The following is a 24,666-nucleotide window of genomic DNA, read 5'->3' as shown; positions in this document are numbered from 1 at the left end:
GCCACGGGTCGTGCCCGGTCGTGTACAACCGTTCGCATGATGATCCGCACAGGTGGCCCAGAAGACGCGGCCGACATCCTCACCCTGCTCGACTCCGCGGTCGTCTGGCTGGCCGCCCACGGCCGCACGGGGCAGTGGGGCGACCAGCCCTGGTCCGCCCGCCCGGCGGCCGTCGACCGCATCCAGGCCTACACCCGCGACTACCTGGTCCGGATCGCGGAGGAGGATGGCCGCACGATCGGGGCCGCCGTCCTGGCCGAGGAGCCGCCCGCGAGTGTTCCGCCGGTGGAGGAGCGCGAACTCTACGTCCGCAACCTGGTAACCGACCGGGCCCGCACCGGCTCGGGAATCGGCGCCGCGCTGATCGCGGACGCCCTTGACGAGACCCGCCGCCGGGGCATCGGCCTGCTCCGCGTCGACTGCTACGCGGGTGGCGACCGCCGGTTGGTCGAGCAGTATCAGCGCCTCGGCTTCACACCGACCGACGGGTTCGAGGTCGAGCGGCCCGACCAGGAACCCTGGCCGGGTCAGGTTCTCGAGATTCGCACCTGATGGATCCGTTGCTGCTCAGAGCCCGTGGGGTGTGGGAGGACCTGGCACGGGTGCCTGACCGCGGGGAGACCACCACATGCACACCACCTGTCGGCGCGAACGACGCCGGCCTTCGCGCCGGCGACCGCTCCGCCCCCTCGAATCCAGGCAGTGATCGAACAGCTCGCACACCTCGACATCGCACTGACGACCATCGCCCCGAGCGGACAGCGCGTCCTGCCCGCGGACCAACTGGCCGCGTCGGGGATCCGACTCGGCCTGGGCCAGGACGGCATGCGGGACTACTGGTCTCCCTTCGGTGACGGCGACATGCTGGGCAGGACGTGGCAGTTGGCGTTCACACAGCAACTCCGCCACGACCGCCTGATCGAACGGTGCCTGGCGATCGCGACCGTCGGAGGGCGTGCTGTCGTCGGCACCGGTGGACCCGCCGCCGCTTCGTGGACCGACACCGCGGACACCTGCCCGGGGCTGCGGCGAGGCGATCGCGCGGATCTTCTGCTGCTGCCCGGCGAGACAGTGACGTCAGCGATCATGGACCGACCGAAGCGGCGGACAGTGCTGCGAGCCGGCAGAGTGGTCGCCGTCGACGGATCACTTTCGCCCGAAGCTCTCCGGACAGCCGTCTCGTGACACGACCGACGCAGCGCGGAGGGAAGGCCGAAGAGCAAGCCCGGCCGTCCCTCAGCCCATGCGCCCCAGCGCCTCCCGCACCCGCCGCGCGTCCCGGATCCGCTGCTCGTACGTCGCGCCCAGCGCGAGCAGGAGCAGCCCGGCGAGCGCGGGAGGCAGCCAGCGGGGGAGTGCGTCCGCCAACTGCACCAGGTAGGGGGCGAGTTCGTGCAGCGCGTCCAGCACGAGCACGCTCCCGCCGAGGACGAGCGGTGCCTGGAGGCGATGGCGGGCACCCAGCAGGGTGACGACGAGGGCCGCCGTGCCGAGCAGCAGGGGGCGCGGCCAGTCCGCGTCGGCCCACGCCGCGAGCAGGCTCGGCACGAGCGTCACCGACAGCCCGGGACCGTACGTCGTCCACGACGAGGACTTGGGGTCCCAGTGGCGCCGGACGAAGCCCACGACCAGCGCCGGGACGGTCACCGGCAGGGTGTACGCCTCCGGGGCGCCCACCGCCATCGAGCCGAGCCGCACCCAGGTGGCCAGCACGAACAACACGGCGGCCGCGTACCCGGCCTGACGGCGGTCCCCGCGCACGGCGGTGCCCGCGGCGATCACCCCGCACAGGGCCAGCACCAGGGACAGCACGGGTGCGTCGGTGACGGCCAGCCCGACGGCCAGGAGCCCCGCGGCGGCGCCCGTCGCCTCGACCGGAACCGCGGTCCGCGGGACCCGCGCCGCCAGCAGAGCCGCCGTGGCCGGAACGACCAGGACCAGCACCGCCGTGTGCGCGGCGGACAGGCCTGCCGCGGCACCCACCGCACACGCCAGACCCGCCGCACCGGCAAGGGACGCGCTCGCGCAGACAGCGGTCAGACGCGGGTGTGCGGCGGCCACCACGAAGAGCGCCGTCAGCGTGGCGAGCACGACCAGGGTCGCGCCCTCGGAAGCGAGCGAGAGGAGCGTGAGGCCGCCCGCGGTGAACAGGGAGAGGAGGACGGCGGTGCGGGACGTCGGCGTCCGACGGGCGAAAGCCGCCATGGCCAGCGCCGCCACGACCGTCAGACCCTGAGCGAACAGCCCGGCCACGTACGGGAGGTGCAGTGCGACCGGGAGGACGAGCGCGGTCGCCCAGACCAGGACCACGACCCCGGCCGCGGCCGGGTCACGCCAGGCCGAGGTGGCGCGGGCCGCCCCGGCCAGCACCACCGCGACGACCGCGAGCACCAGCGGCGCGGCCGCCGCGTCCGCCGGCCACGGTGTCCAGACCGTCACCGCGGCGCGCAGGTCCGACGGCGCCCCGGACCAGACCCGTACCGTCCATCCGACCGGACCCAGCAGCGCCACGAGGACCAGGGGCAGCGCCCACACCACCGCAAGGGCCTGGACGCAGGCCGACGCCCGGGCGACACCGCGCCGCACCGGTTCCGGGAACGGGGCGCGCACGGCCGACAGCAGCCCGACCCCGCAGGCCAGATGGACGGGCACCGTCCACACACCGGGCAACGACGCGCGAGGGACGCCGCCGAGCGCCGCGACCAGAAGCAGCCCGCCGGTCACCGCGGCGCCGGTGGCAAGGCCCTGCCGCGGGGCGCGCCACGCGGCGTACAGCGCGAGCGCCGCCGCCAGGGCGAGGAGCGCCGCCGCCCGGGCGGCAGCGCCCGGTCCGGAGGCCTCCCAGGAGAGCACGCCGGCCGCCGCCACGCCCCAGCCGCCCGTCCCGTACGCGCCGACGGCGGCGGCGACGCGCAGGGACCTCGCGGACGTCCGGAGCGCGACGACCGTGTCGAACGCGGCCGTCACCAGCAAGGCGGCCGTGATCGCGGACGGGCCCGCGCCGGCCGCCACCGCCCACAGCAGCAGGGGGAACTGGGCGGCGGCCAGCGCGGCGGGCAAGGGTATGCGCAGGGACCCGAGCGCCTTGCCGTACCCCCACCACAGCCCGGCCAGGAACACCGCCGCGACGGCGGCGTATCCCGTGCCGTCGGCGGCCGTCAGCGCGACCTCGTGCACCGCGTACGCGTCGAGCACCGTCAGCGCCAGACCGAGGCCTGCCAGCGTCTCCGCCGTCGAGCGCAGCCCGCGCCTCAGCAGGGGCACGGGAGCGCCGAGCGCCGCCACCGTCACCGTGGCGAGCACCAGAGACCGCCCGGCGATCCCCAGGTGCCCCCAGCTGACCAGGGTGAACGCGAGCGCGGCGACGGTCAGCAGGACGCCGCCGAGGACGAGGAGCACGTTCTGCACGCGGGGCGCGGTGGTCTCGGGCTGCGCCGACACCGGCGGAGGGGGCGGGAAGGCCTGCTGGAGGAGACCGATCAGGTGGGCCCGGCGGGCCAGCAACTGGGCCCGGCGGGCGTCGAGTTGCCACAACTCCGCGTCGAGGATCCGCAACTCCTCGGCCGGTGGCGGTAGGTGGGTCATGCCCTGGAGTGTGGCGTGTCCCACGCGGCGCGGCATGAGCGCGCCTACTCAGACCCGTACTCAGACAACGGCCGCCAGGCTGCGGCTGTCCCCGCTCTCACGTGGCGGCCGGGCGGAAAGTCGGCTCGGCCACCTTCGTCACGCCGGATCGACGAGACTGTGTTGCGCAACAGACACCGGTTACCGGGTCTTCACCGAGTCCGCTGTGAAGGAGATGACGGCATGACGGGCAGCCAGGTGCTGCGGGCGCACGACCGGCCGGCGACGCGCTGGAAGAACGGCGGCGGCCTGACCCGGGAGGTCGCCGCCGCCGCCTCCGGGGCGGGTCTGGAGGACCTCGTCTGGCGTGTGAGTCTCGCCGACGTCGCCCGTGGTGGCCCGTTCTCCTCCTTCGCGGACGTGGACCGGATCATCACCGTCGTGGACGGGGCCGGGATGGAGCTGACCGTCGACGGTGTCCCGCACACCGTCGCCGACTGCTATCAGCCCTTTTCCTTTCCCGGCGACGCGGTCACCGGCTGCCGGCTGCTCTCCGGCCCGGTCGTCGCTCTCAACGTGATGACGCGGCGCGCCCGCGCGACCGCGTACGTCCGAGTGGCGCGTGAGGGGTTCTCCGTCGTCCCGCGGACCGGGGTCCTGGTTCTCGTGATCGCCTTGGCGGGGACGGTGGCCGTCGAGGAGTCCGACGCCGGCCTCGGCCGGTTCGACGCGGTCCTGTTCTCGGACCGCGACGCTGGTGCCCTTCGTGTCGACGGGGCGGCGGCGGTCATCACCGTCACCACTACGTCCGGCTCGCCCGGGACCTGACCGAGCCCTTCCCCGACCGTGCCGTCGCCGCGCGCGCGGGTGGCTTCTCAGTGTCTTCTCAGCGGGCGTCACCGAGGCTGGAGGAGTCCCGGGGACGGTGGTCCTTTTCGCACGGAGGAAGCGAGTCCATCTCGCATCGAACGCGCATCGAAGAGGAGGCGTCCATGGTTTTTCGCACCGCAGCCCCACCCGTCACTCCCCGCCGGGGCCCCACGGCCCCGGGAACCGGGGGCACCGGTGACAGGCTGCACCGCTTCTTCGACGACGCCTGCGACCGCACTCCGACGGCCCCGGCCCTCGAATGCGGACCTCGGCTGGTGACCTACGCCGATCTCGACGCGGCGGCCAATCGCGTCGCCCGGTATCTGCACCGTGCCGGCATCGGTCCGGGCAGCCGCGTGGCCCTCCTGCTGCCCCGGTCCGTGGACATGTACGCGTGCCTTCTGGGCGTGTGCAAGGCGGGCGCGGCGTTCGTGCCGATCGACCCGGCCGCGCCGCCCGACCGGGTCGCCTTCATCCTGGGCGACGCGGGCGCGTCCGCCGTGCTGACCACGTCGGCGCTCGCGTCCGGTGCCGCCTGGGCGCAGCGACGCCAAACGTGCCCGGTCATCGAGGTCGACACGTGTGCCGGGGAACTCGCCGCCCTGCCGCCCGAGCGGCCTTGCACGGTGGCGGACGCGGACGATCCGCTGGCGTACGTGATCTACACCTCGGGGTCCAGCGGCAGGCCGAAGGGCGTGGAGATCGCGCAGTCGAGCATCTGCAACTTTCTGCGCGTCGTGTCACCCGTCTACGGCATACGGTCGCACGATCGCGTGTACCAGGGCATGACCCTCTCGTTCGACTTCTCGATCGAGGAGATCTGGCCCACCTGGGCGGCCGGTGCCACGCTCGTCGCCGGACCCGGCGGCGCCGGGCAGTTGGGCGACGACCTCGCCGACTTCCTCGAGGAGCACCGGGTCACCGCTCTGTACTGCGTCCCGACGCTGCTGGCGACGATCTCCCGTGACCTCCCGCGGCTCCGCGAGATCGTCGTCGGCGGCGAGGTGTGCCCCGCCCCGCTCGTCGAGCGGTGGAGCAGGCCGGGACGGCGGATCCTCAACACCTACGGGCCGACCGAGGCAACCGTCACCGCCACCTGGCAGGAACTCAGGCCGGGGCGTGCGGTGACCATCGGCCGCCCGCTGCCGACCTGCTCGGCCGTCCTCCTGGACGAGCGGCTGCACCCCGTGCCGCACGGCGCCGTCGGCGAGATCTGTCTGGGCGGTCCAGGCCTCGCACGCGGCTACGCGGGACGGCCCGACCTGACCGCCGAGCGCTTCGTCCAGCACCCCTCGGCGCCCGGCTCGGGCCGCCTGTACCGCACCGGAGACCTCGGCAGGATCACCGACGACGGGGAGATCGAGTACCTCGGCCGGGCCGACGCCGAGGTGAAGATCCGCGGCTACCGGGTGTCCCTGGAGGAGATCGACAACGTGCTGCTGGAGGACCCCGGCGTGGCCCAGGCGGCCACCACCCCCGTGTCACCGCGCGACGGACACGACGGTGACCGCGTGCTCGCCGCCTATGTCGTGCCCGCCGGGGACGGCGCGGTCCCCGGCGACGACCTCACCGCCCGGCTGAACCGGCGCCTGCGCCGGTCGCTGCCCGCCTACATGGTGCCCGCGACGCTGGACTTCCTCGACCGGCTGCCGGTCATGCCCAGCGGCAAGACGGACCGCACGAGACTGCCCGCACCCACCGGCCGCCGGCTCGCCGGCACCGGCCCCGTGGCACCGGTCCGCGACCCGCTGGAGGAAAGGGTGCGCGACGCATGGGCCCGGACGCTCGGCATGCCACCCGGCGAACTCTCCGCGGATGCCGACTTCTTCACCGACCTCGGCGGCCACTCGCTGCTCGCCGCCCGAGCGGTGTCGCTGCTGCGCGACCCGGGCGGCGGCCCCGGCCCCACCCTGCGCGACCTGTACGAGAACCCGACCGTGAGCGGCTTCGCGGCCCGGCTGCGCGCCACCGCCGACGCCTCCCGCGGCGTGCGGCGACCGCCCCGCCCCGCCCCCCTGCGGCACGGCCGCGCCCGCGTCGCGCGGGCCGGTCTCGCCCAGGCAGCGGCCTTCTACGCGCTGCTCCTCCTGCTCACCGGACCGGTGGCCGCGTCCTTCGGGCTGGACCACGGGCAGGTGACGGGCGGCGAGGCCACGGGACCGGCCCTCGCGGTGCTGGCCGGCTGGTTCGCCGTACGCTGGCTGGTCCCCGTCCTCCTCGCGCGGCCCCTGGCGGCGGGCATCCGGCCCGGCCGGTACCCCCTCTGGGGGGCGACCTACCTGAGACTGTGGCTGCTGGACGTGCTGCTGCTGGGGATCAGCCCACTGCGGATGCTCAGCGGATCCCCGCTCATGGGCCCGTACCTGCGGCTCCTCGGTGCCCGCGTCGGCCCCGGCACCGCCATCGCCACCGGCTTCGTCGGCCTGCCCACGCTGCTGCGCGTCGACCGGGACGCCACCATCGGCTACGGCGCCACGCTGCGCCCCTGGCAGGTCGCCGACGGATGGGTCACCGTCGCCCCGATCACCGTCGGCGAGAGGGCGTACGTCGGTGCCAACGCGGTCCTCGAACCGGGCGCCCGCCTGGGCCCCGGATCCGCGCTCGGCGAGCAGTCCGTGGCCGGCCCGGACGAGGCCGTCCCGGCCGGGGCGCGCCGCGCCGGATCGCCGGCCCGCCCGGTCGAGGCACTCGCCCCGCTCGTCGAGACGATGCTGCGCGACCGGACCGAGGCGGACCGCTGGCGGCCCCGGCACCTGGCCGCCGTCGTGCTCGGTCTGGTCCTGCTGGAGTCCGTCGTGGTCGTCACGGCCCTGCCGAGTGCCGCCCTGCTCTGGTGGGCCTGGTCGCACGGCGGCGCGCCCGCCGGTCTCGCCGCGGCCGCGCTGTCCGGCCCGGTCCTCGTGGTCACGGTGTGCCTGGTCGTCGCCGCCGGGAAGCGGGCGGTCCTGCCGAGGACACCCACCGGAATCCATCCCGCGCGCTCGGCGCTGGGCGTGCGCAAGTGGATCGCCGACAAGCTGCTGGAGCAGAGCCTCACCCTCACCAACTCCCTCTACGCCACGCTCTACACCGTCCCCTGGCTGCGGCTGCTCGGCGCCCGCGTCGGCCGGCGCGCCGAGGTCTCCACCGCGGCGCACCTCGACCCCGACCTGCTCACCCTCGGCGACGGCAGCTTCGTCGCCGACATGGCCGGCGTCGGCGTCGCCGCGTTCGCGGCCGGGCGGATGGCCGTCGAGCCCACCGACATCGGCGAACGCGCCTTCGTGGGCAACGCGGCGCTGGTCCCGGCCGGCACGCGGCTCGGCCCGGGCTCGCTCGTCGGTGTGGGCACGGTGCCGCCCCCGGCGCGCGTGCCCGCCGGCAGCACCTGGCTGGGCTCACCGGCCCTGCGGCTGCCGGTGCGCCAGGACAGCGGGTCCTATCCGGAGGAGAAGACGTTCCGGCCCACCCGCGGGGCCGTGCTCGGCCGCCTGGCCATCGAGTTCTTCCGCACCACCCTGCCCATGTCGGTGCTCACGGCCGCGGCGTTCCTGTACCTGCTCGCCCTGTCGGACACCGCCCGCCGCGCCGGGCCGTGGGTGCCGCTGCTCGTGTCGCCGCTGTTCGGCGCCTGCGCGGTGCTGGCCGTCATCGGGTGCTGCGTGCTGGCCAAGTGGGCCGTCGCCGGACGGTACCGGCCCCGGGTGGAGCCCCTGTGGAGCCTGTTCGTGCGCCGCACGGAATTCGTCACCGGCCTCTTCGAGGCGGCCGCGGTACCCGCGGGCGTGGGCGCCCTGGTGGGAACGCCCTTCCTGCCGCCGGTGCTACGCGGCCTCGGTGCCCGCATCGGACGGCGCACCTGGATCGGCACCACGTACCTCACCGAGTTCGACCTCGTCGAGGTGGGCGACGACGCCTCGATCGGCATGCACGTGTCCCTGCAGACCCACTTGTTCGAGGATCGTGTGATGAAGATGTCGACGGTGACCGTCGGACCCGCCGCGAGCGTCGGTACCCGGACCGTCGTGCTCTACGACACGCAGGTGGGCGCCGGTGTCCGGCTCGGGGCGCTGTCCCTGGTGATGAAGGGCGAGCGTCTGACGCCGGGAACGAGCTGGCACGGACTCCCCGCCGAAGGAGACGAAGGAGACGGCGGAGCGACGGCCCCCGCCGAGCCGGCGACGTACCCACCGTGAGGCCGCCATGACACACCTGACGCATTCCGGGGCAGCCGGACGCCGTCCCCTCGCCCTCGTCTACCGCGGCCCGGCCTCGCTGCCCGGCTGCCCCGAGGCGGTCGCCGGACTGCTCTCCTCGGGGCCGTGGGACCTGGACGTCCGCTTCACCGGCCCGGACGAGGCGCTCGCGCTGTCGGCCGAGACCCTCTCCCAGGCCCTGCTGTACGCCCAGCCCGGCGGCGGCACGCTCGCCTCCGCCTACCGGAGACTGCGGCGGCGGCGCCGGGAGATCCGCGACTTCGTCCGCGACGGCGGGCGCTACCTCGGGTTCTGCCTCGGCGGCTACCTCGCCGGGGCCACACCGGGCTTCGGCCTGCTCCCCGGCGACACCGACCAGTACATCTCCTCCCCGGGGGCCACCGTCCACGACGAGAGCGACACCCTGGTCACGGTGGTCTGGAGAGGCCGGCCCCGCACTGTGTTCTTCCAGGACGGCCCGCTCTTCGTCCTCGACGAGCATGCCGAGGCCACCGTCCTCGCCACCTACGACAACGGCGCCCCCGCCGCCCTCGCGACCCGCTTCGGCCGCGGACGGGTCGCGGTCACCGGCCCCCACCCCGAGGCCACGACCGCCTGGTACACCGACCACGGCCTGCCCGTGCACCACACCCTGGACCTGGCCGTGGACCTGGTGGAATCGGCACTGAAGGACTGAACGACGGAAGGACTGAAGGATGGAGGGGATGCCCACCCCGTGAGTACGGCCCCTGCCCGTGGGCCGCCCCACTCCTCGACCGCCTCCCAGGAAGCCGCTCCGGTCCGGAGCTATCGTGGTTCCTGAGAGGCTGCGATGCGGACGCTGATCATTGAGGACGAGCAGGCACTCGCCGAGGCGATCGCCGACGGGCTTGCCGCCGAGGGATTCGTCTCGGACGTGGTCCACGACGGCCCGGACGGACTGTGGCGGGCCCTGCACGAGCCGTACGACGTCATCGTGCTCGACATCATGCTGCCCGGCCTGTCCGGGTACGAGGTCCTCAAACGCCTGCGGGCCGCCCAGACCTGGACACCGGTGCTGATACTCAGCGCGAAGGCCGGGGAGTACGACGAGGCCGACGCCCTCGACCTCGGCGCCGACGACTACCTGAGCAAGCCCTTCTCCTACGTCGTGCTCGTCGCCCATCTCAGGGCCCTGCTGCGGCGCGGAGCGCCCGCCCGCCCCGCCGTCCTCACCGCCGGAGACCTCACCCTCGACCCAGCGCGCCGCCGCTGCCGTCGTGGACACCGCGAGATCGACCTGACCGCGCGCGAGTTCACGCTGCTCGAATACCTGCTCAGGCACCCCGACGAGGTGATCAGCAAGACGGACATCCTCATCCACGTGTGGGACGAGCACTTCGACGGCGACACCAACATCGTCGAGGTCTACGTCGGCTACCTCCGCCGCAAGATCGACGCCCCGTTCGGCCGCCGGACCATCGAGACCGTCCGCGGCGCCGGCTACCGGCTGCGCGACGGCGCGGGGTGACCGATGACCGGGGGCATCCGATACTGGTGGGCCCGCCGGTCACTGCGGCTGCGCTTGACCGCGGCCGCCGCCGCGGTCATCGCCACCGGGCTGGCCGGAGCCGCCGTGCTGCTCGTCGTCTGGCTGCACGCCAGCCTGATCGGCGAACTCGACCAGGCCGCCCTGCAACGAGCCCAGGTCGTCGCGGCGGACAGGGACAGCGCGGACGTGCCCGTCGCCGACCACGGGGGAGCCGCCGTCCAGGTGATCGCCGGAAAGGGGAAGGTGCTGGCCAGCTCGGCCAACCTGCGGGGCCGCCCGCCCGCGTTCACCTTCCCGGCGAGCCGGTCCGCCACCCCGCACGCCCGCACCGTCGCCGACATCCCCGTGGGGCCGGGCGGGACCTGGCGAGCCGTCGGCATACCGGCGGGCACCGCCCGCGACCCGGTGACCGTCTACGTGGCCCTCCCCACGGGGAGCGTCGACCGCGGTCTGGCCCGGCTCACCGTCGGTCTGGCGACCGGCGTGCCGGCGGTCGTCGCCGCCCTCACCGGAGTCGTGTGGCTGTTCACCGGGCGCGCGCTGCGCCCCGTGGAGGGCATGCGCGCCCAGACCGCCGAGATCACCGCGTCCGACCTGAGCCGCCGCCTCGACGTACCGCCCGCCGACGACGCGCTCGGCCGGCTGGCCACGACCCTCAACGACCTGCTGGCCCGGCTGGACGCGTCGACGCGACGGCAGCGGCGGTTCGTCGCGGACGCGGCCCACGAACTGCGCACCCCGCTGAGCACCCTGCACACCCGTCTGTCCGTCGCGGCCCAGCACCCCGGCCTGACCGACGGGCGGTCCCTCGCCACCGGGCTCCTCCCGCAGACCGAACGGCTCACCCGGCTCGTCGACGACCTGCTCCACCTCGCACGGCTGGACGCCCGGCCACGGCCGCGGGCCCGCCCCGTCGACCTCGACGAGATCGTCTTCACCGAAGTGCGCGAAGCCCGCCGGCGCACCCGGCTCGTCATCGACCAGCACGCCGTCGGCGCGGCACGTGTGGCGGGCGACGAGGACGCCCTCGCCCGTGTCGTACGCAACCTGCTCGACAACGCGGCGCGCCATGCGGGCACCCGGATCGACGTCAGCCTCCGCACCCTCGGCGACACCGCGCAACTGATCGTCGCCGACGACGGGCCCGGCATCCCCGAGGCCGACCGTGAACGCGTCTTCGGGCGCTTCACCCGGCTCGACGACGCCCGGGCCCGGGACACCGGCGGCAGCGGTCTCGGCCTCGCCATCGTCCGTGACACCGTCACGGCTCACCACGGCAGCACGCGCATCGAGGACAACCGGCCCGGCGCCCGGCTGGTCGTCCTGCTGCCGACGACGGAACGGGGCCCGTGAAGAGCCGCCCGGGCCCGCCGCCGGCCCGGCGGGACGCCGGACGACAGGCCCGGGGAGCCGGCGCGGGACGACCGGGCACCCACGTCACGGCGCGGGCGCGGGCCCGGGAGCGGCGTCGGACACCACGCGCACACCCAGCCCGCGCACGCGGTAGATGCACCTGTCGTCGCCCCACAGCGACGCGTCCGCCGTCGCATAGGGCCCGCGTGCGTCCGTACCGCTCTCCACGATGTCCATGTCCACCCGGATCAGCCGGTTGGCCGGGGTGATCTGGCCGCGGTACGTCCATGCCGTCTCGCGTCCGGGCAGCACCGGCTCGAAACGGGGCCGGGGGATGCCGTGTGCCGCGCCGCGCTCCAGCAGGTGGTACTGGAGCAGCTGGCACATGGCCTCCACACCCAACGACCCCGGCTGCACCGGGTCCTGGAAGAAGTGCGCCCGGAAGAACCACTCGTCCGGGGAAACGTCCTTCTCCGACCGCAGCCGCCCGAGCCCCCGGCTGCCCCCGTCCGGCCAGGAGCCGGTGATCCGGTCGAGCATCAGCAGTATCGGGCCCGGCAGCCGAAGTTCCCCGGCGCAGTACCGAGCGGGCCGGGCGGTCAGGTCGACGGTGCGGTCGCAGGGCTCGTCGAGACGGGCCCGGTCCTCGGCCGGCACCGTGAGGCCCTGCTGGTGGTCGAACGCCGACGGCGGGAAGTAGCCGAAGGCCGTGGACAGGTCGAACAGCGGCACCCCGTCGGCCGTGCACCGCACCCGGAACGACTCGACGATCATGTCGCCGCCGCGGGAGACACGCGTCAGTTCGGCATGGGTGCGGACCGTGCGCGTCGCCGGGGTGACCTCACCGGTGACCGTCCCCGACCCGTCGAGGTTGCGGAACAGCAGATCCGTGTCGGTGGTCAGCGCGCTGCCCACGTACGAGGCCAGCCATCCACAGGGTTGCAGCGCGATCTCCATCAGGACGGCGAACGGCATCGCACGGCCGCCGCTCTGCTCGAAGTACCAGGCCCGCGCGGGCACGTCGTACTCCGCGACGACACTGCTGCCCTCCCGCATACCGCCCTGCGGGCCGTCCACCGAGACGATCCGGCTCATGAAGTGGTAGGGGGGACCGGGCAGCCGCGCGACCCTGCGGGTGCCGTCGAAGGGTTCGTACGCGGTGCCGAAGGCCTCACTGGGACGTCCCCAGGCGCAGGCCAGCAACGAGGCGTAGCCGAAGGGGAACCCGTCGGCCCCCGTCGCCACCGGCTTCTCCTCCCGGTGCCCGGCCAGCCCGCCGAGCAGGGGGAGCGGCACGGGCGTACCGCTGCCCTGCACGGCAGGCGGGCCCGAGCGCCGCCAGTGCGACAGCGGCCAGTCGGGTACCAGCCGCAGCGCCACGTCCTGGCCCAGGAACGCCTTCGTCCCGTCCACCCAGCCCAGCACGTCGGCGTACAGCGTCGGCACCGGCCCGGCCGAGACGCCGCGCACGAACACCTCGTAGACGACCCGCCGGCCGGCCGGAGTCGCCTGGCCCCGGCACATGGCCCTGACGGGCCGGCCGTCGACGGGCTCGAAACGCCAGCCGTCCCGGTCCACGGTGAAGCCCATGGCCGCCAGGTAGAACGCCATCGCCTGGAGACCGCCCTGGAGCATCAGGGTGCCTGGCATGCAGGGGTCGTTCTTGAAGTGCCCGCCGAAGAACCAGTCGTCGGGCGACAGAGGGGTCTCGGCCCGCAGGTAGCCGCGGCCCCACGGCCCTCCGGCCGGGTCGAACGCGGTCACCTCATGCAGCAGCCGCAGCCTGCCGTCGTCGAGCCCCGGTGAGCGGACGTGCGCCGCCGTCGCCTCCCAGCCGGGGCCGAAGCAGTCCGCCGGCCGCCCCTGCGCCAGCGCCCGGACCCGGTCGGCGTCGAAGCGGGTCCGCCCGCAGCGCACGGCGGGCGCGTCGAGCGGCAGGTCGTCGCCGGGCGGCCGCTCGGCGGGATCCCACCGCACGCCTCCGCTGCCCGCGAGCTCCTCAGGGGTGAAGAACCCGGCCTGGCCCTCCCGGACGCTGAGCCGGAGTTCGCCGTCCACAGAGCAGTCGTAGTGGAAGAAGGACAGCCGGACGCCGTCGTGCTCCGCGTGGCCGTCGACGTGGATCTCGTAGCGCAGGGTGTCGCCCGCCTCCGGCGGGCTGCCGTGGTACGTCACCTCGCAGCCGAGCAGCCGGTAGGCGCGCTCGCCCCGGTTGAGGAGGTCGACGCCCAGCCAGCTGAGCAGGAGCAGATCCGCCTGGCCCGCCTCGATCAGCAGCCCGGCGGGCATGCGCCCGGTGGAGTCCAGGTACCAGCTGTCGGGCCGGACGTCGGTCTCCGTCCAGATCGTCCCGTCGGTGCGCGCCGGGCCCGGCGCGGCGAGCGCCGCCGGCACCGCGTCGATGCCGGTGACCCGGTCCGCGAGCAGCATGGGCGGCTCGGGCATCCGGGTCTGCACCGCGTACGCGTCCTGCTCGGCGAACCGGGGACCGAACAGCGCGGAGACCTCCCGGGAGGCGAGGTGTTCCAACTGGGCGCGGTCGAACTTCGGCCCGGGTCTCGAGGGCGGCGGCGCGGGTGCGGCCCTTTCCGGCGGGGGAGCGGGCAACTCCGCCGGGCGGGGCACGGGCCGTACGGGGGCCGGTGGCGGCCCGGCCACCGGACGCGGTGCCGGGAGGCCCGGCGGCCGTACGGGAACGGGCGCGCCGCTCCCCAGCACGGTGACGGCGAGAGCGGACAGCCGCAGGAACCGCTGATGGGCCTCGGCGTGCCCGGCGACGACCTCCTGGTGCAGCGCGGCGACCCGCTCGCTCTGCCGGAGGACCGCGGCACGGGCTCCGGCCGCGCGCGACTCCGGCCTGTCCGGGTCCCGCCTGTCCGGGTCCTGCCTGTCCGGGTCCCGGCTCTCCGGGTCCTGCTCGTCCGACTCCCGCCTGTCCGGGTCGCGCCTCTCCGGTTCCTGCCCCTCCGGCTCCCGCTCGTCCGGCGCCTGCGGCCCGACATCGGGCCGCAGGCGCCGCGTCGCGGCACCGGGGCGGGGCACGGCGATGTCGGCCCGCGCCGCGGACCGGCCGGCCTCCCGGTCCGGCACCGGCGCCAGTTCGGGGGCCCGGGGCAGGGTCACCAGGGCCGGCTCCAGCGGCGGCAGACACGGAGACGCGGGTACGGGCACGGTGACGGTGGGCCCGGGACGCCGGACCTCGGTGGCGGCTTCCGCGAGCCGGGCGAACAACTCGTCGGCGCGTACCGGCACCCCCGCGACGACGAGTTCCGCCACCGCGAGGCAGGGCTGCCGCAGCCCGGTGTCGCCCGGGGCGTCCAGGGCGACGGCCACATGGTCCCGGTCGCCGAGCACTCGCTTGATCCAGCCGGTGCACAGCTTGCGCGGCCCGTGCTCCACGAAGACCCGGACACCGTCGGCCCACGCCTGCTCGACCGTGGCCGCGAAGTCGATCGTGTTCAGCCCCTGCGCGGTGAGCGCCTCGGCGGCCCGCTCGGCCGTCGGCCGGTACGACTGCCCGGTGGCCCCGCTGTAGAACCTCACCCCCGGCACATCGACGGTGGGTTGCCGGTGGGTCTGACGCCACACCTCTCGGATCTCCGCCAACTCCGGTGCGTGGGCGGCCAGGTCGTAGTCGAGCTCGATCGCGCGGTCGGCGCCGATCCTGGCCACGACGGCCGCGCACGCGCGGGACTCGCCGCCGATGACGCAGACTCCGGGCGCGTTCACAGCCATCAGATGAACCGCGACCTCGGCGGCGAGTTCGGCACGGACCACCTCCAGGGGCGCACTGACCAGATGGCTCGACCAGCGCCGGCCCCGGACGCCCACACGCTCCCAGTGGCGCCGGACCGCCCGGAGTTCACCGGTGAGCTCGGTCGTGAACAGACCGCTGTCCCTCGTGGCGTCGTACAACCCCGCGGCGTCCGGCCAGGCACCCAGCGCCACCAGGGCCGCCGACTCGCCCGAGGAGTACCCGAGGGCGGCGTCCGGCCGCAGCCCGAGCACCTCCCGGGTGAACACGGTGTGGTGGACGGCGAGTTCGGCGGCGGCCCAGATCTGGTCGAGCACCCCGTGCTCCGCCCGGGACCGCAGCCGCGCGCCGATCGCCCCGTGCCGGGCCCGGACGGCCTCGCGGAGCGACGGCAGCGCGAGCATCAACGCGTGCCCCATACCCGGGTAGGCGGCCGAGCCGTTGGTGTAGACGAACGCCGTCTGCCCGGTGACCGGCCTGTCCCGGTACAGCACATCGGCGGGACGGGGCCCGCCCTCGGCCAGCCAGCGGCGGGCGGCCTCCTCGCGGCCCGGCAGCGCGTCGTCGTCGGCAACGAGCACCAGGCGGGCCGGCCCGGTGTCGGACTCCGCACCGGCCTCCAGCGCGGCCAGCACCTGCCGGCGGTCCGCCCCGGAGAACACGTGCAGCCGCGGAGCCGGGCCCCGCAGCCACGGCCGGGCGTCTCCCGCGCGCAGCCGGACACTCGCGGCGGGCCCTTCCCACGGTGTCACCACGGCCTTCGCGGTCTGCGGGACGGCGGCGGCGTCCGCCGGACCGCCTGTGCGCGGCACCGCGCGGTGCTGCAGCGCGAGCGCCGCGACCGCGACGCAGACCAGCCCGTGCGCGGCGTCCGCGCGCCCGAAGGCCGACGCCGGGTCGAACACCGCGTCGGGGCCGTCCCCGACGACCATGTCGGGTGCGCCGTCGCAGGCGTCGTCCGAGTCGCCGTCGGAGGCGTCGTCGAGCAGGGCGACGACGGTGTCGCCGTCCCTGCGCGCGGTGTCCAGGGACTTGAGGACCAGGACGACCGCGGCGTCCCCCGGCTCGTCGTCGCGTCCGAGTTCCCGCAGGGCGGCCTGGTGCACCGCCTCGCAGGACAGGTCGGTGGCCCCGACGAGCGCGGCGTCGACCTCCCCCGACCGGACGGCCCGGGCCGCCAGCTCCAGCGCCACCAGCCCGGACGCCTCCTCCGCCGAGACCGCGAATCCCGGCCCCGCCAGGTCGAGTTGGGTACTGATCCGGTTCGCCGCAAGGTTCGGCATGCTGCCCACCACCGCCTCCGCGGTCATGGGCGGCACGAACGCGTCCCGGGCCGGGCCCACCGACACTTCCGTGGTGGGAAGCCCGGCCTGCTCCAGCCAGTGGGGAACCCGCCAGCGAGCGCCCGCCCGGGCGACCTCGGGGTCCACCCCCATGCCGACGACCACCATGGTCCGCTCCCGGGGCAGGGACACCGACCGTACGGCCTCCCGGGCGGCCTCGAGCACCAGGAGCTGATGACGCACCGTTCGCTTCAGGGCCAGGGGCGGGAAGCAGAGGTTCCGCAACTCCACGGCGATCTCCGTGGCGGGGCCACACCGTTCACCGCCCAGCACCGCCCGCCGGAAGTCCTCGGTAAGGCTGCCGTCGCCGACGCGGGCGCCGAGGGCGACGATCGCCACCCGCGTACGGCCGCCCGGCGACTCCCGCACCCGGGCCGGGGCGGGCACGACGGCAGCAGGGCGGGCCGGTCGCGACGCGGCGGCCGGGCGGACCGGTCGCGATGCGGCGGACACCGGGTCGCCGTCCGGAAGGTCCACCACCAGATGGGCGTTGGTCCCGCCGAACCCGAACGCGCTCACCGCCGCCCGACGCGGCCCCGGCCACGTCTCCGGCGCGGTCAGCACCCGCAACGGCGTACCCGCGAGCGCCTGAAGCGGCCGCTGCGCGCCGAGCGTCGCCGGACGGATCCCCGCACGCAGCGCGCCGAGCACCTTCAGCAGCCCCGCCGCGCCCGCGGACGCCAGCAGGTGCCCGACGTTCGACTTCACCGAACCGATCGGCACGTCGTCACCGGCCCCGAAGACCCGGGCCATGCCGCGCGCCTCCACCGCGTCCCCGACCGGCGTCCCCGTCGCGTGGCACTCGACGAGCGACACGGACTCGGGCGCGACGCCCGCCGCCTCGTACGCCAGGCGCATGGCCCGGACCTGACCCTCCTCCGACGGACTGATCAGCCCGGCGCCGCGCCCGTCGTTGGACAGTCCGACACCGCGGATCACCCCGAGCACGGGCAGACGGGCGGCGCGGGCCTCGGACCACCGCATCAGGGCGACGAACCCGGCGCCCTCGCCGTGCACCAGCCCGTCCGCGTCCCGGTGGAAGGGCCGGCTGCGCCCGGTACGGCTCGTCGCGGACAGCCCGCAGAACCCCACGTGCAGATAGAGGGGGTCCGCCCGGCTGACCGCACCGGCCACCATCAGGTCCGCCGTGCCGTCGTGCAGCCGGTCGCACGCCAGCTTGACCGCGTACAGCGACGACGCGCAGGCGGCGTCGAGGGACCACGCGCCCGCGCCAAGCCCGAGGGCCCGGGCCGCGAGCCGGGCGGGCAGCCCGGACGAGAAGCGGTTGCGGGCGTCGGGCCGCGCCCTGCGCTCTCCCGTCAGCAGGGCGTCACGGAGCTCGGGTCGCTGGGCGGACAGCCAGACGTGCTCGGCGAAAGCCGCCCCCGAGGGCGTGGGATAGGACAGGTTTCCCAGCACAAGACCCGCGCGCGGGAGCGGGCCCTCGCGGCCGGCCTCCGTGAGCGCCTGCCGGACGCCGTACATGACCCAGTGGAAGAGCGGGTCCAGCGACAGGATCCGCTCCGGGGCGATCCGGAAGCCGCTCGGGTCGAAGACGGACTCGAAGCCCCGTACGTACCCGCCGACATCGGTCCAGGTGCGGTCGAGGTGGTCGTCCACCGAGCCCATGGCCCAGTGGCGCGGCAGCCGCCAGCGACCGTCCGGGACGGCCGACAGGCTGGTGCGGCCCGCGGCGATGTTGTCCCAGAACGTGTCCGGATCGAGCGCGTCGGGCAGCACACAGCCCCGGCCGACGACGGCGATCGGTTCGCATTGCATGCAGGTCTCACTTCACGGCAGGGCCAGTGCAGGGCAGGTGCGCGGGGGCCGGGGGCTCAGGAGGGGCGGCGGACGAGTTCCACGCCGAGCAGTTCCAGGCGGACGGCTCCGTCGGCGTCGAGCAGCGCCGCATCGCAGCGCGCTCCCGTGCTGTGCACCTTCCGGCCCCGCAGCACACACCGCACGGTGCCGTCCACGGCGCCGCGCCGGTGCACCCTGCACTCCGCGACGGCCATCGGCAGCGTTGCCCCACCCAGCTGCTCCTGCGCCCAGACCAGGGCGAGTTGGAGCGCGCCGTCCACGGCGGCCGGGTCGAGCGGCCAGTGCTCGCCCGGCCACTGAAGGGCGCGCACGCCCGCGACGACCGCCTCGGCCCCGTGCTCGGAAACACCGTGCAGGGAGCGGACGGAGTGGAACCGGGGGCCGTGGAAGAGGCTCTCCCCGTCGTACAACTCGGTGCGGTCCAGCGGCTTGAGGCCGTCCGGACCGCCCCACGCGGCCGGATCCGGCGCTTCGGCCCCGGCGTCCAGTACGGTCCGGAAGTGCGCCACCCCGCTCTCCCCGCGCAGTTCCGCCTCCAGCCCAGACGGCGCCCCGGCCGCGCCCCGCCCGCCGTGCACGGTGAGCCGGTGGCCCGTGTCGGCCAGTTCGGGCAGGGCGTACTTCTGGTACACCCGCAGGTCGCGCAGGGTGAGGGGGCCGGTGTCCGGCAGCCAGGCGGTGGCCGCCCCCGCGAACCAGTTCAGGACCATCGCCACGGGCAGTACGGGAACTCCGGTGACCGCGTGGTCGGCCAGCTGCGGCGCGCTGTCCGCCCGGACCAGCACCTGCGCCGGACGCGGATCGCCGGCCGGGGACAGGGCGGCCGGATCGTCCCCGGCCACCAGGACGACGCGGGCCTCACCGGCCGTGCCGTCCAGTTCGGCCGTGAAGGCGGCCGCCCCCTGCTCCAGCGGGATCAGCGGAACCCCGGACCGGCCGAAGTGCCCGGCCAGGGCGGGGGTGACCATGCCGCCGCGCCACGGACCCCAGGCGACGCACCGCACCAGGCAGCCGGGGCGGCGGGCCTGCTCGGCGGACGCCACCTGCCCCAGGATCTCGTTGGCCATGGCGTAGTCGCTCTGCCCCGCGTTGCCGAACACGGCGGCCACCGAGGAGAACAGGCAGATCACGTCCAGCGGATCGTCCGCCGTCGCGGCCAGCAGCGCGCGCAGACCGTCCACCTTGGTGGACATCACCTGCTCGACCTGCTCGTCGGTCTTGTCGGCGATCAGCTTGTCGGCCAGCACGCCCGCACCATGCACGATGCCGGTGACCGGCCCCCACACGTCACGTACGTCGCGCAGGGCGGCGGCGACGGCGTCCTCGTCGCGGACGTCCACCTGGACGTACCGGACGGGGGAGCCCGCCTCCTCCAGCGCCGCCAGTGTCGCCCGCACCTCGCGTGCGGCCAGGATCTCGCGGGCCCGTGCCGTGATTTGGGCGGGCGAGGAGTTCGCCGGGTCCTCGGTGGCACGCTCGGCGAGCAGCCGGGTGAGCGCCGGTTCGTCCGCGGCCGACGCGAGGCCTTCGGCCTCGGGAGCCGGTGCCGTCCTGCCGAGCAGCACGATCCGCGGACCGTGGGTCCTGGCCAGGTCGAGGAGCGCGGCGGCGGTCACCCCGCGGGCCCCTCCGGTGGCCACGACCACCGACTCCGACGTGATCCGCCGGGTGCCGCCGGGCGTCACCGGCGCGGGTACGGACCGCGGGACGGTGCGGGTGCCGTCCGCGCGGAGGCCCGCCTCCGGGTCGGGGCCGCCGTCGAGCAACTCCCGCACGATCGCCTCGGCGACCTCCTCGTCGCTCCGGGCGCCCCGCTCGCAGTCGACGGCCTTGACCGAGACGCCCGGCCACTCCTTCGCCGCGGTCCTGGTCAGACCGGCGACGCCGCCCAGCCACGCGCGGTCGGGCGCGTGACCGCCGAGCCCGAAGTCGCCTCCGGTGTCCTGCACGGTCACGAACAGCCCGCCTTGTTCGGCCGCCCGGGCCGCCACCGTGCGCGCCGCGTGGAACACCGACCGGTGGACCTCGCGGGCATCGTCCGGCGCACCGCCCCCGGTCAGCCCGCCGAGGTGCACGACACCGCGCGCGTCCTCGGGCACCTCCGCCATGGCGGTGGCGTCCACGCCGTGCTCCGCCAGCTTCCGCGCGACGAGGGCGGTGAGCGCGGCGCCGTGGGAACCCCCGCCCGTCACCACGAGCGGTCCGTCCCAGAGCCCCGCCGTCGCCAGGCCGGACGCCGCTGACTCCACCGCACGCGACACCAGCCTCGTCAGCTCCGCCGCCCCCTGCTGCGACCCGGTGCGCATGGAGGGGATCTCCGGGGCGGTGAGAACCTCCGGGTCGACGGGGACTTCCGGGGCGGCCGGATGCTCCGGAACGGCGGGAGACCCGGTCACGGCCAAGGGGTCCGGCGCCGGAGTCGCGGGCGGCCGGCCGCCGGCGGTGAGCGCCTCGACGATCTCGCGCAGCGTGCGGAGCTTGCCGAGCTCCGCGACGTCTCCCGTCGCCACCTCGCCCACGCTCCGGCGTACGGCCGAAAGGATCTCGACGCGCTTGATCGAGTCGACGCCCAGATCCGCCTCCAGCTCCATGTCCACGTTGAGCATCTCCGCCGGGTAGCCGGTGAGCCGGGCCACCACCGAGAGCAGCAGTTGCTCCAGTTCGGGCGCGGACAGCGGCACGGCATCGGCGGCCGGGTCCGCAGGACCCGCCGGGACGGTGGCCGGTGCTGGAGAGCCCGCCGGGGCGGCGGCCGGCGCTCGGTCTTCGCCGGTGACCGGCGCGGGCGAGAACGTCTCGGCGAGTGCGGTGGGTACGAGGGCGGGCACTGCCCCGGGACCTCCCGCCGCGACCGGAGGCGGGGTCACGGGTGCCGGGTCCCGCCGGGGAGCCGAAGGCCGGGGGAGCGGCAGCGGTGCCGGGGGAGCCGGAGGCGCCGGGGGAGCCGGCGCGTCGAGCACACCACCGACGCCCTGCACCCCGAGCATCGCGGCCAGGGTTGTCTCGGTCATCCGCAGAAAGGCCATATGGCTGTCGGTCAGCATGCGTTGGCAGGCCGCATGGGTCTCCGCCGTCTGCCGCTGGACACTCTCCACCGCGGCGTACCATTCGGCGCCGAGCGCGGCCCCGGGTTCGGCACCGTACGTGGACACGGCGCCGTCCACGGACGCAGGTTCCCCGGTGTGCGGCGCCGTCTCGTGCACCGACGGCTTCCGGGCGTGGGCGGGAGCGGGGACGTACGAGGACATGGGAACCGCCGGGATCTCGGACGCGGGCACGGGATGCGGGTGGGGGCGTTCGAGCCCACGATCCAGCGCAGGCGCAGGCGCAGGTGCAGGCTCAGGCGCCGGTGGTCCGGCGGCTTCGGTGCGGGGCGGGTAGAGCTGACCGTAGTTGGCTCCGCTGATCTTCACGGTCATCCGGGGCGCGCGCTCCTTCACTGGGGTTCCGGGCGAGGCGTACGGCGCCCAGAGGGGATCGAGGTCGAGAGGGACACCGCGTACGGCGAGTTCGCCGAGCGCGGTGTGCAAGGTGGTGACGCCCGACCGGTCCGGCCGGTCCAGGGCGACGGCCGCGTGCTCGCGGCCACCGAGGATCTGCCCGACCAGGCCGGTCAGCGCGGTGCCCGCGCCGACCTCGACGAAGGTCCGCACCCCGGCCGCGTACATCGCCTCGATCTGGTCCTGGAAGAACACCGGTGAGGCCGGATGGCCGGCGATCCGGTCGCGTACCTCGTCGGGCGACGACGGGTACGGGGCCGCGTCCGCGTTGCCGTACACCTCGATCCGGGGCTCCGAGAGCGGGACCGTGCGCAGGAACGCGGCGAGCGGCTCACCGGCCGGGGCGACCAGCGGGCTGTGGAAGGCGGTCGACGTGGCCAGCCGGCGTGTGCCGACACCCTCGGCCGCGAACGCCTTCTCGGCACGCTCGACGGCCCCCGTCGTGCCCGAAAGCACCACCTGCCGCGGGGAGTTGTGGTTGGCGGGCCAGAGGGCGCCGAAGTCGCCGCCGGCCAGCACCGCCGCCACGTGCTCGCGCTCCGCCGCCACGGCCAGCATCGCGCCCGGGACGACGGCCGCGTCCCGCATCAGCTCACCGCGCCTGCGGGCCAGGCCGACCAGTGCGTCGGCGTCCAGGACACCCGCGCAGTGCAGCGCCACCAGCTCACCGAAACTGTGGCCCGCCACGCAGTCCGGTCGCAGTCCCAGACCTCGCAGGACGTCCAGCAGCGCGAGCGCCTGCACCGCGAGCGCCGGCTGCGCCCACTCGGTGGCGGCCAGACGTGTCGCCCGGGCCGCGCGTTCCTCGTCGGCGAAGGCGGGCGGCGGGAACACCACCCGGTGCAGGGGCGTTCCGTCGAACGTCATGCCGCCCAGCCGATCCCACACGGCCTGGGCGGCGGGCGACAGCATCGCGAGGTCGGCGCCCATCCCGACGTACTGGGAACCCTGCCCCGGGAACAGGAAGGCGAGCCGGCCGGGCGCGGGATCCCCGAAGGCGTACCGGACTCCGTTCGGTGTCGCGAACGTCGTGCCGGGCCGCTGCCGGATCAGCGTGAGCGCCCGCGCGTACTTCTCCCGCAGGTCCTCGGTGCTGGTGGCGACGACGGCCAGCCGCACCGGGTCGGTGGGCGAGAACGCGTTCTGGCTCTCCCGGGCGAGCGCGGCCAGCGGACGGTCACCGCCTGGTCCCGTTGGCGCGAGCGGCACCAGGTCGGCCGGTGACGCGCCGCTGAACAGGACCAGTTCGCTGGGCGCTGAGCGATGGCGCGGCGGCACCCGGGCCGGGCTGCCCGAGGGTACGTACTCCTCCAGCGTTGCGTGGAAGTTGCTGCCCCCGAAGCCGAAGCTCGACACCGACGCCCGGCGCGGATGACCGGCGGGCCGCACCCACGGCCGGGTCTCGGTGTTGACGTAGAACGGGCCGTCCGGGGCGGCGGCCGCCGGGATCGGCCGGTCGACCTTGATGGTCGGCGGCAGCACCTTGTGGTGCAGGGCCATGACCGCCTTGAGCAGCCCCGCCGCGCCCGCCGCGCACTTGGTGTGGCCGATCTGCGACTTGACCGAGCCGATCGCGCACCACTGCCCGTCCGTACGGCCCGACGTCTCGAACACCTCGCGCAGCGCGGTCAGTTCGGCGGTGTCCCCGGCCCTCGTGCCGGTCCCGTGCGCCTCGACCAGCTCCACGGTCTGCGGACCGTAGCCCGCCTGTTCGTACGCGCGCCGCAGAGCCCGTGCCTGACCGTCGGGAAGCGGCGCGTAGATCGCCGTACTCCTGCCGTCGGACGAGGTGCCGATGCCCCGGATCACCGCGTGGATCCGGTCGCCGTCCCGCTCCGCGTCGGACAGCCGCTTCAGTGCGTACATGACGACCGCTTCGCCGAGCATGGTCCCGTCCGCCGTCTCCGAGAACGGACGGCAGTCACCCGTACGGGAGAGGGCGGGCGTCTTGGAGAAGCACAGGAACATGCCGATGTCGTTCCCGGTGTCCACACCTCCGCTGATCACCAGGTCGGCCCGCCCGAGCGCCAGTTCACCGACCGCCGTGGACAGGGCCGCCAGGGAGCTGGCACAGGCGGCGTCGGTGGTGTGGTTGGTGCCGTGCAGGTCGAACCGGTTGGCGATCCGGCCCGCGACGACATTGCCGAGCAGGCCCGGGAAGGTCGACTCCTGCCACGGGCTGAAGTGCGCCGCGATGCGGTCGCACACGGCCCGCGCCTCGGCCTCGGCGAGACCGCTCTCCCGCAACGCCTTCAGCCACACCGGGCGATGGGCGCGCCCGTACATGTGCGGGAGCAGCTCCAGGGCGGCCGCGCCGAGGACGACGCCCACCCGGTCCCGGTCCACCCCCGACAGGCCGCCGGCGTCGGCCAGCACCTGGTCGGCGACCAGCAGGGCGAGCAGTTGGGAGGTGTCCGTCGCCGACAGGTTGGCGGGCGGCACACCGTACGCCAACGGGTCGAAGTCCACCTCCGGCAGGAAGGCGCCCCGGCGGGCGTACGTCTTGTCGGGGGCGGCCGGGTCCGGGTCGTAGTGGTCCGCCACCAGCCAGCGGGAGGCGGGTACCTCGGTGAACTGGTCCCGGCCGCCGGTCACGATCCGCCAGTAGCCGGCCGCGTCCGTCGCGCCGGGCACCAGGGCGCCGACACCGACCACGGCGACGGGCACCTGCCGGGAGGTGGCCTGCCCGGTGGCGGAGGCGGACACGGCGTTTTCTCGGGGCCGGCCGGCCGCTGCTGACGCCTCCGGGGCGCCG

The 24,666-nt window shown here is 75.0% G+C and carries 10 protein-coding genes and 1 pseudogene; 8 read left to right on the top strand and 3 right to left on the bottom strand.

Translation table 11 applies throughout. The features are described from left to right. Window positions 1-36 precede the first annotated feature (36 nt). Together ACTYVM_RS30575 and ACTYVM_RS30570 are read left to right on the top strand one after the other, a co-directional pair. Window positions 37-552 (top strand): GNAT family N-acetyltransferase, encoded by a 516-nt coding sequence (locus ACTYVM_RS30575; RefSeq protein WP_445529077.1) that lies wholly within the window; start codon window positions 37-39, stop codon window positions 550-552. 150 nt (window positions 553-702) lie between these two features. Beyond that, on the top strand, window positions 703-1,185 hold the full coding sequence (locus ACTYVM_RS30570) for an amidohydrolase family protein (RefSeq protein ID WP_445529076.1): 483 nt from the start codon (window positions 703-705) through the stop codon (window positions 1,183-1,185). A 51-nt stretch (window positions 1,186-1,236) separates the two neighbouring features. On the opposite strand, the gene ACTYVM_RS30565 is transcribed toward ACTYVM_RS30570, so the two are convergent. Continuing rightward, window positions 1,237-3,585, bottom strand: coding sequence for an SCO7613 C-terminal domain-containing membrane protein (locus tag ACTYVM_RS30565; protein WP_445529075.1), 2,349 nt, complete (start codon window positions 3,583-3,585; stop codon window positions 1,237-1,239). Window positions 3,586-3,807: 222 nt separating this feature from the next. On the opposite strand from ACTYVM_RS30565, the gene ACTYVM_RS30560 reads away from it, so the two are divergent. The 6 genes and pseudogenes from ACTYVM_RS30560 to ACTYVM_RS30535 all read left to right on the top strand — a co-directional run bounded on the left by ACTYVM_RS30560 (window position 3,808) and on the right by ACTYVM_RS30535 (window position 11,493). Further along, on the top strand, window positions 3,808-4,392 hold the full coding sequence (locus ACTYVM_RS30560) for a HutD/Ves family protein (RefSeq protein ID WP_445529074.1): 585 nt from the start codon (window positions 3,808-3,810) through the stop codon (window positions 4,390-4,392). Window positions 4,393-4,556: 164 nt separating this feature from the next. Beyond that, window positions 4,557-6,383, top strand: a pseudogene (locus ACTYVM_RS30555) (non-ribosomal peptide synthetase); the annotation flags it as partial. Next, window positions 6,372-8,609 (top strand): Pls/PosA family non-ribosomal peptide synthetase, encoded by a 2,238-nt coding sequence (locus tag ACTYVM_RS30550; RefSeq protein WP_445529107.1) that lies wholly within the window; start codon window positions 6,372-6,374, stop codon window positions 8,607-8,609. The pseudogene ACTYVM_RS30555 and the gene ACTYVM_RS30550, both read left to right, overlap by 12 nt. A 7-nt stretch (window positions 8,610-8,616) precedes the next feature. Next, a complete protein-coding gene (locus ACTYVM_RS30545; RefSeq protein WP_445529073.1) occupies window positions 8,617-9,306 on the top strand; it encodes a BPL-N domain-containing protein in 690 nt (229 codons plus the stop codon). A 135-nt stretch (window positions 9,307-9,441) separates the two neighbouring features. After that, a complete protein-coding gene (locus ACTYVM_RS30540; protein ID WP_445529072.1) occupies window positions 9,442-10,119 on the top strand; it encodes a response regulator transcription factor in 678 nt (225 codons plus the stop codon). Between the two features lie 3 nt (window positions 10,120-10,122). Next, complete coding sequence (locus ACTYVM_RS30535) at window positions 10,123-11,493, top strand: ATP-binding protein (RefSeq protein ID WP_445529071.1); 1,371 nt, start codon at window positions 10,123-10,125, stop codon at window positions 11,491-11,493. 84 nt (window positions 11,494-11,577) lie between these two features. On the opposite strand, the gene ACTYVM_RS30530 is transcribed toward ACTYVM_RS30535, so the two are convergent. Next, window positions 11,578-18,369, bottom strand: a complete 6,792-nt coding sequence (locus tag ACTYVM_RS30530; RefSeq protein ID WP_445529070.1) for a beta-ketoacyl synthase N-terminal-like domain-containing protein — start codon at window positions 18,367-18,369, stop codon at window positions 11,578-11,580. 56 nt (window positions 18,370-18,425) lie between these two features. Beyond that, the gene (locus tag ACTYVM_RS30525; protein ID WP_445529069.1) at window positions 18,426-24,617 is read right to left on the bottom strand and encodes an SDR family NAD(P)-dependent oxidoreductase; all 6,192 of its coding nucleotides are present in this window, start codon (window positions 24,615-24,617) and stop codon (window positions 18,426-18,428) included. Window positions 24,618-24,666 lie beyond the last annotated feature (49 nt).

This window comes from Streptomyces cyslabdanicus (assembly GCF_052663305.1).
This window is presented reverse-complemented; position numbering and strand designations above follow the sequence as displayed.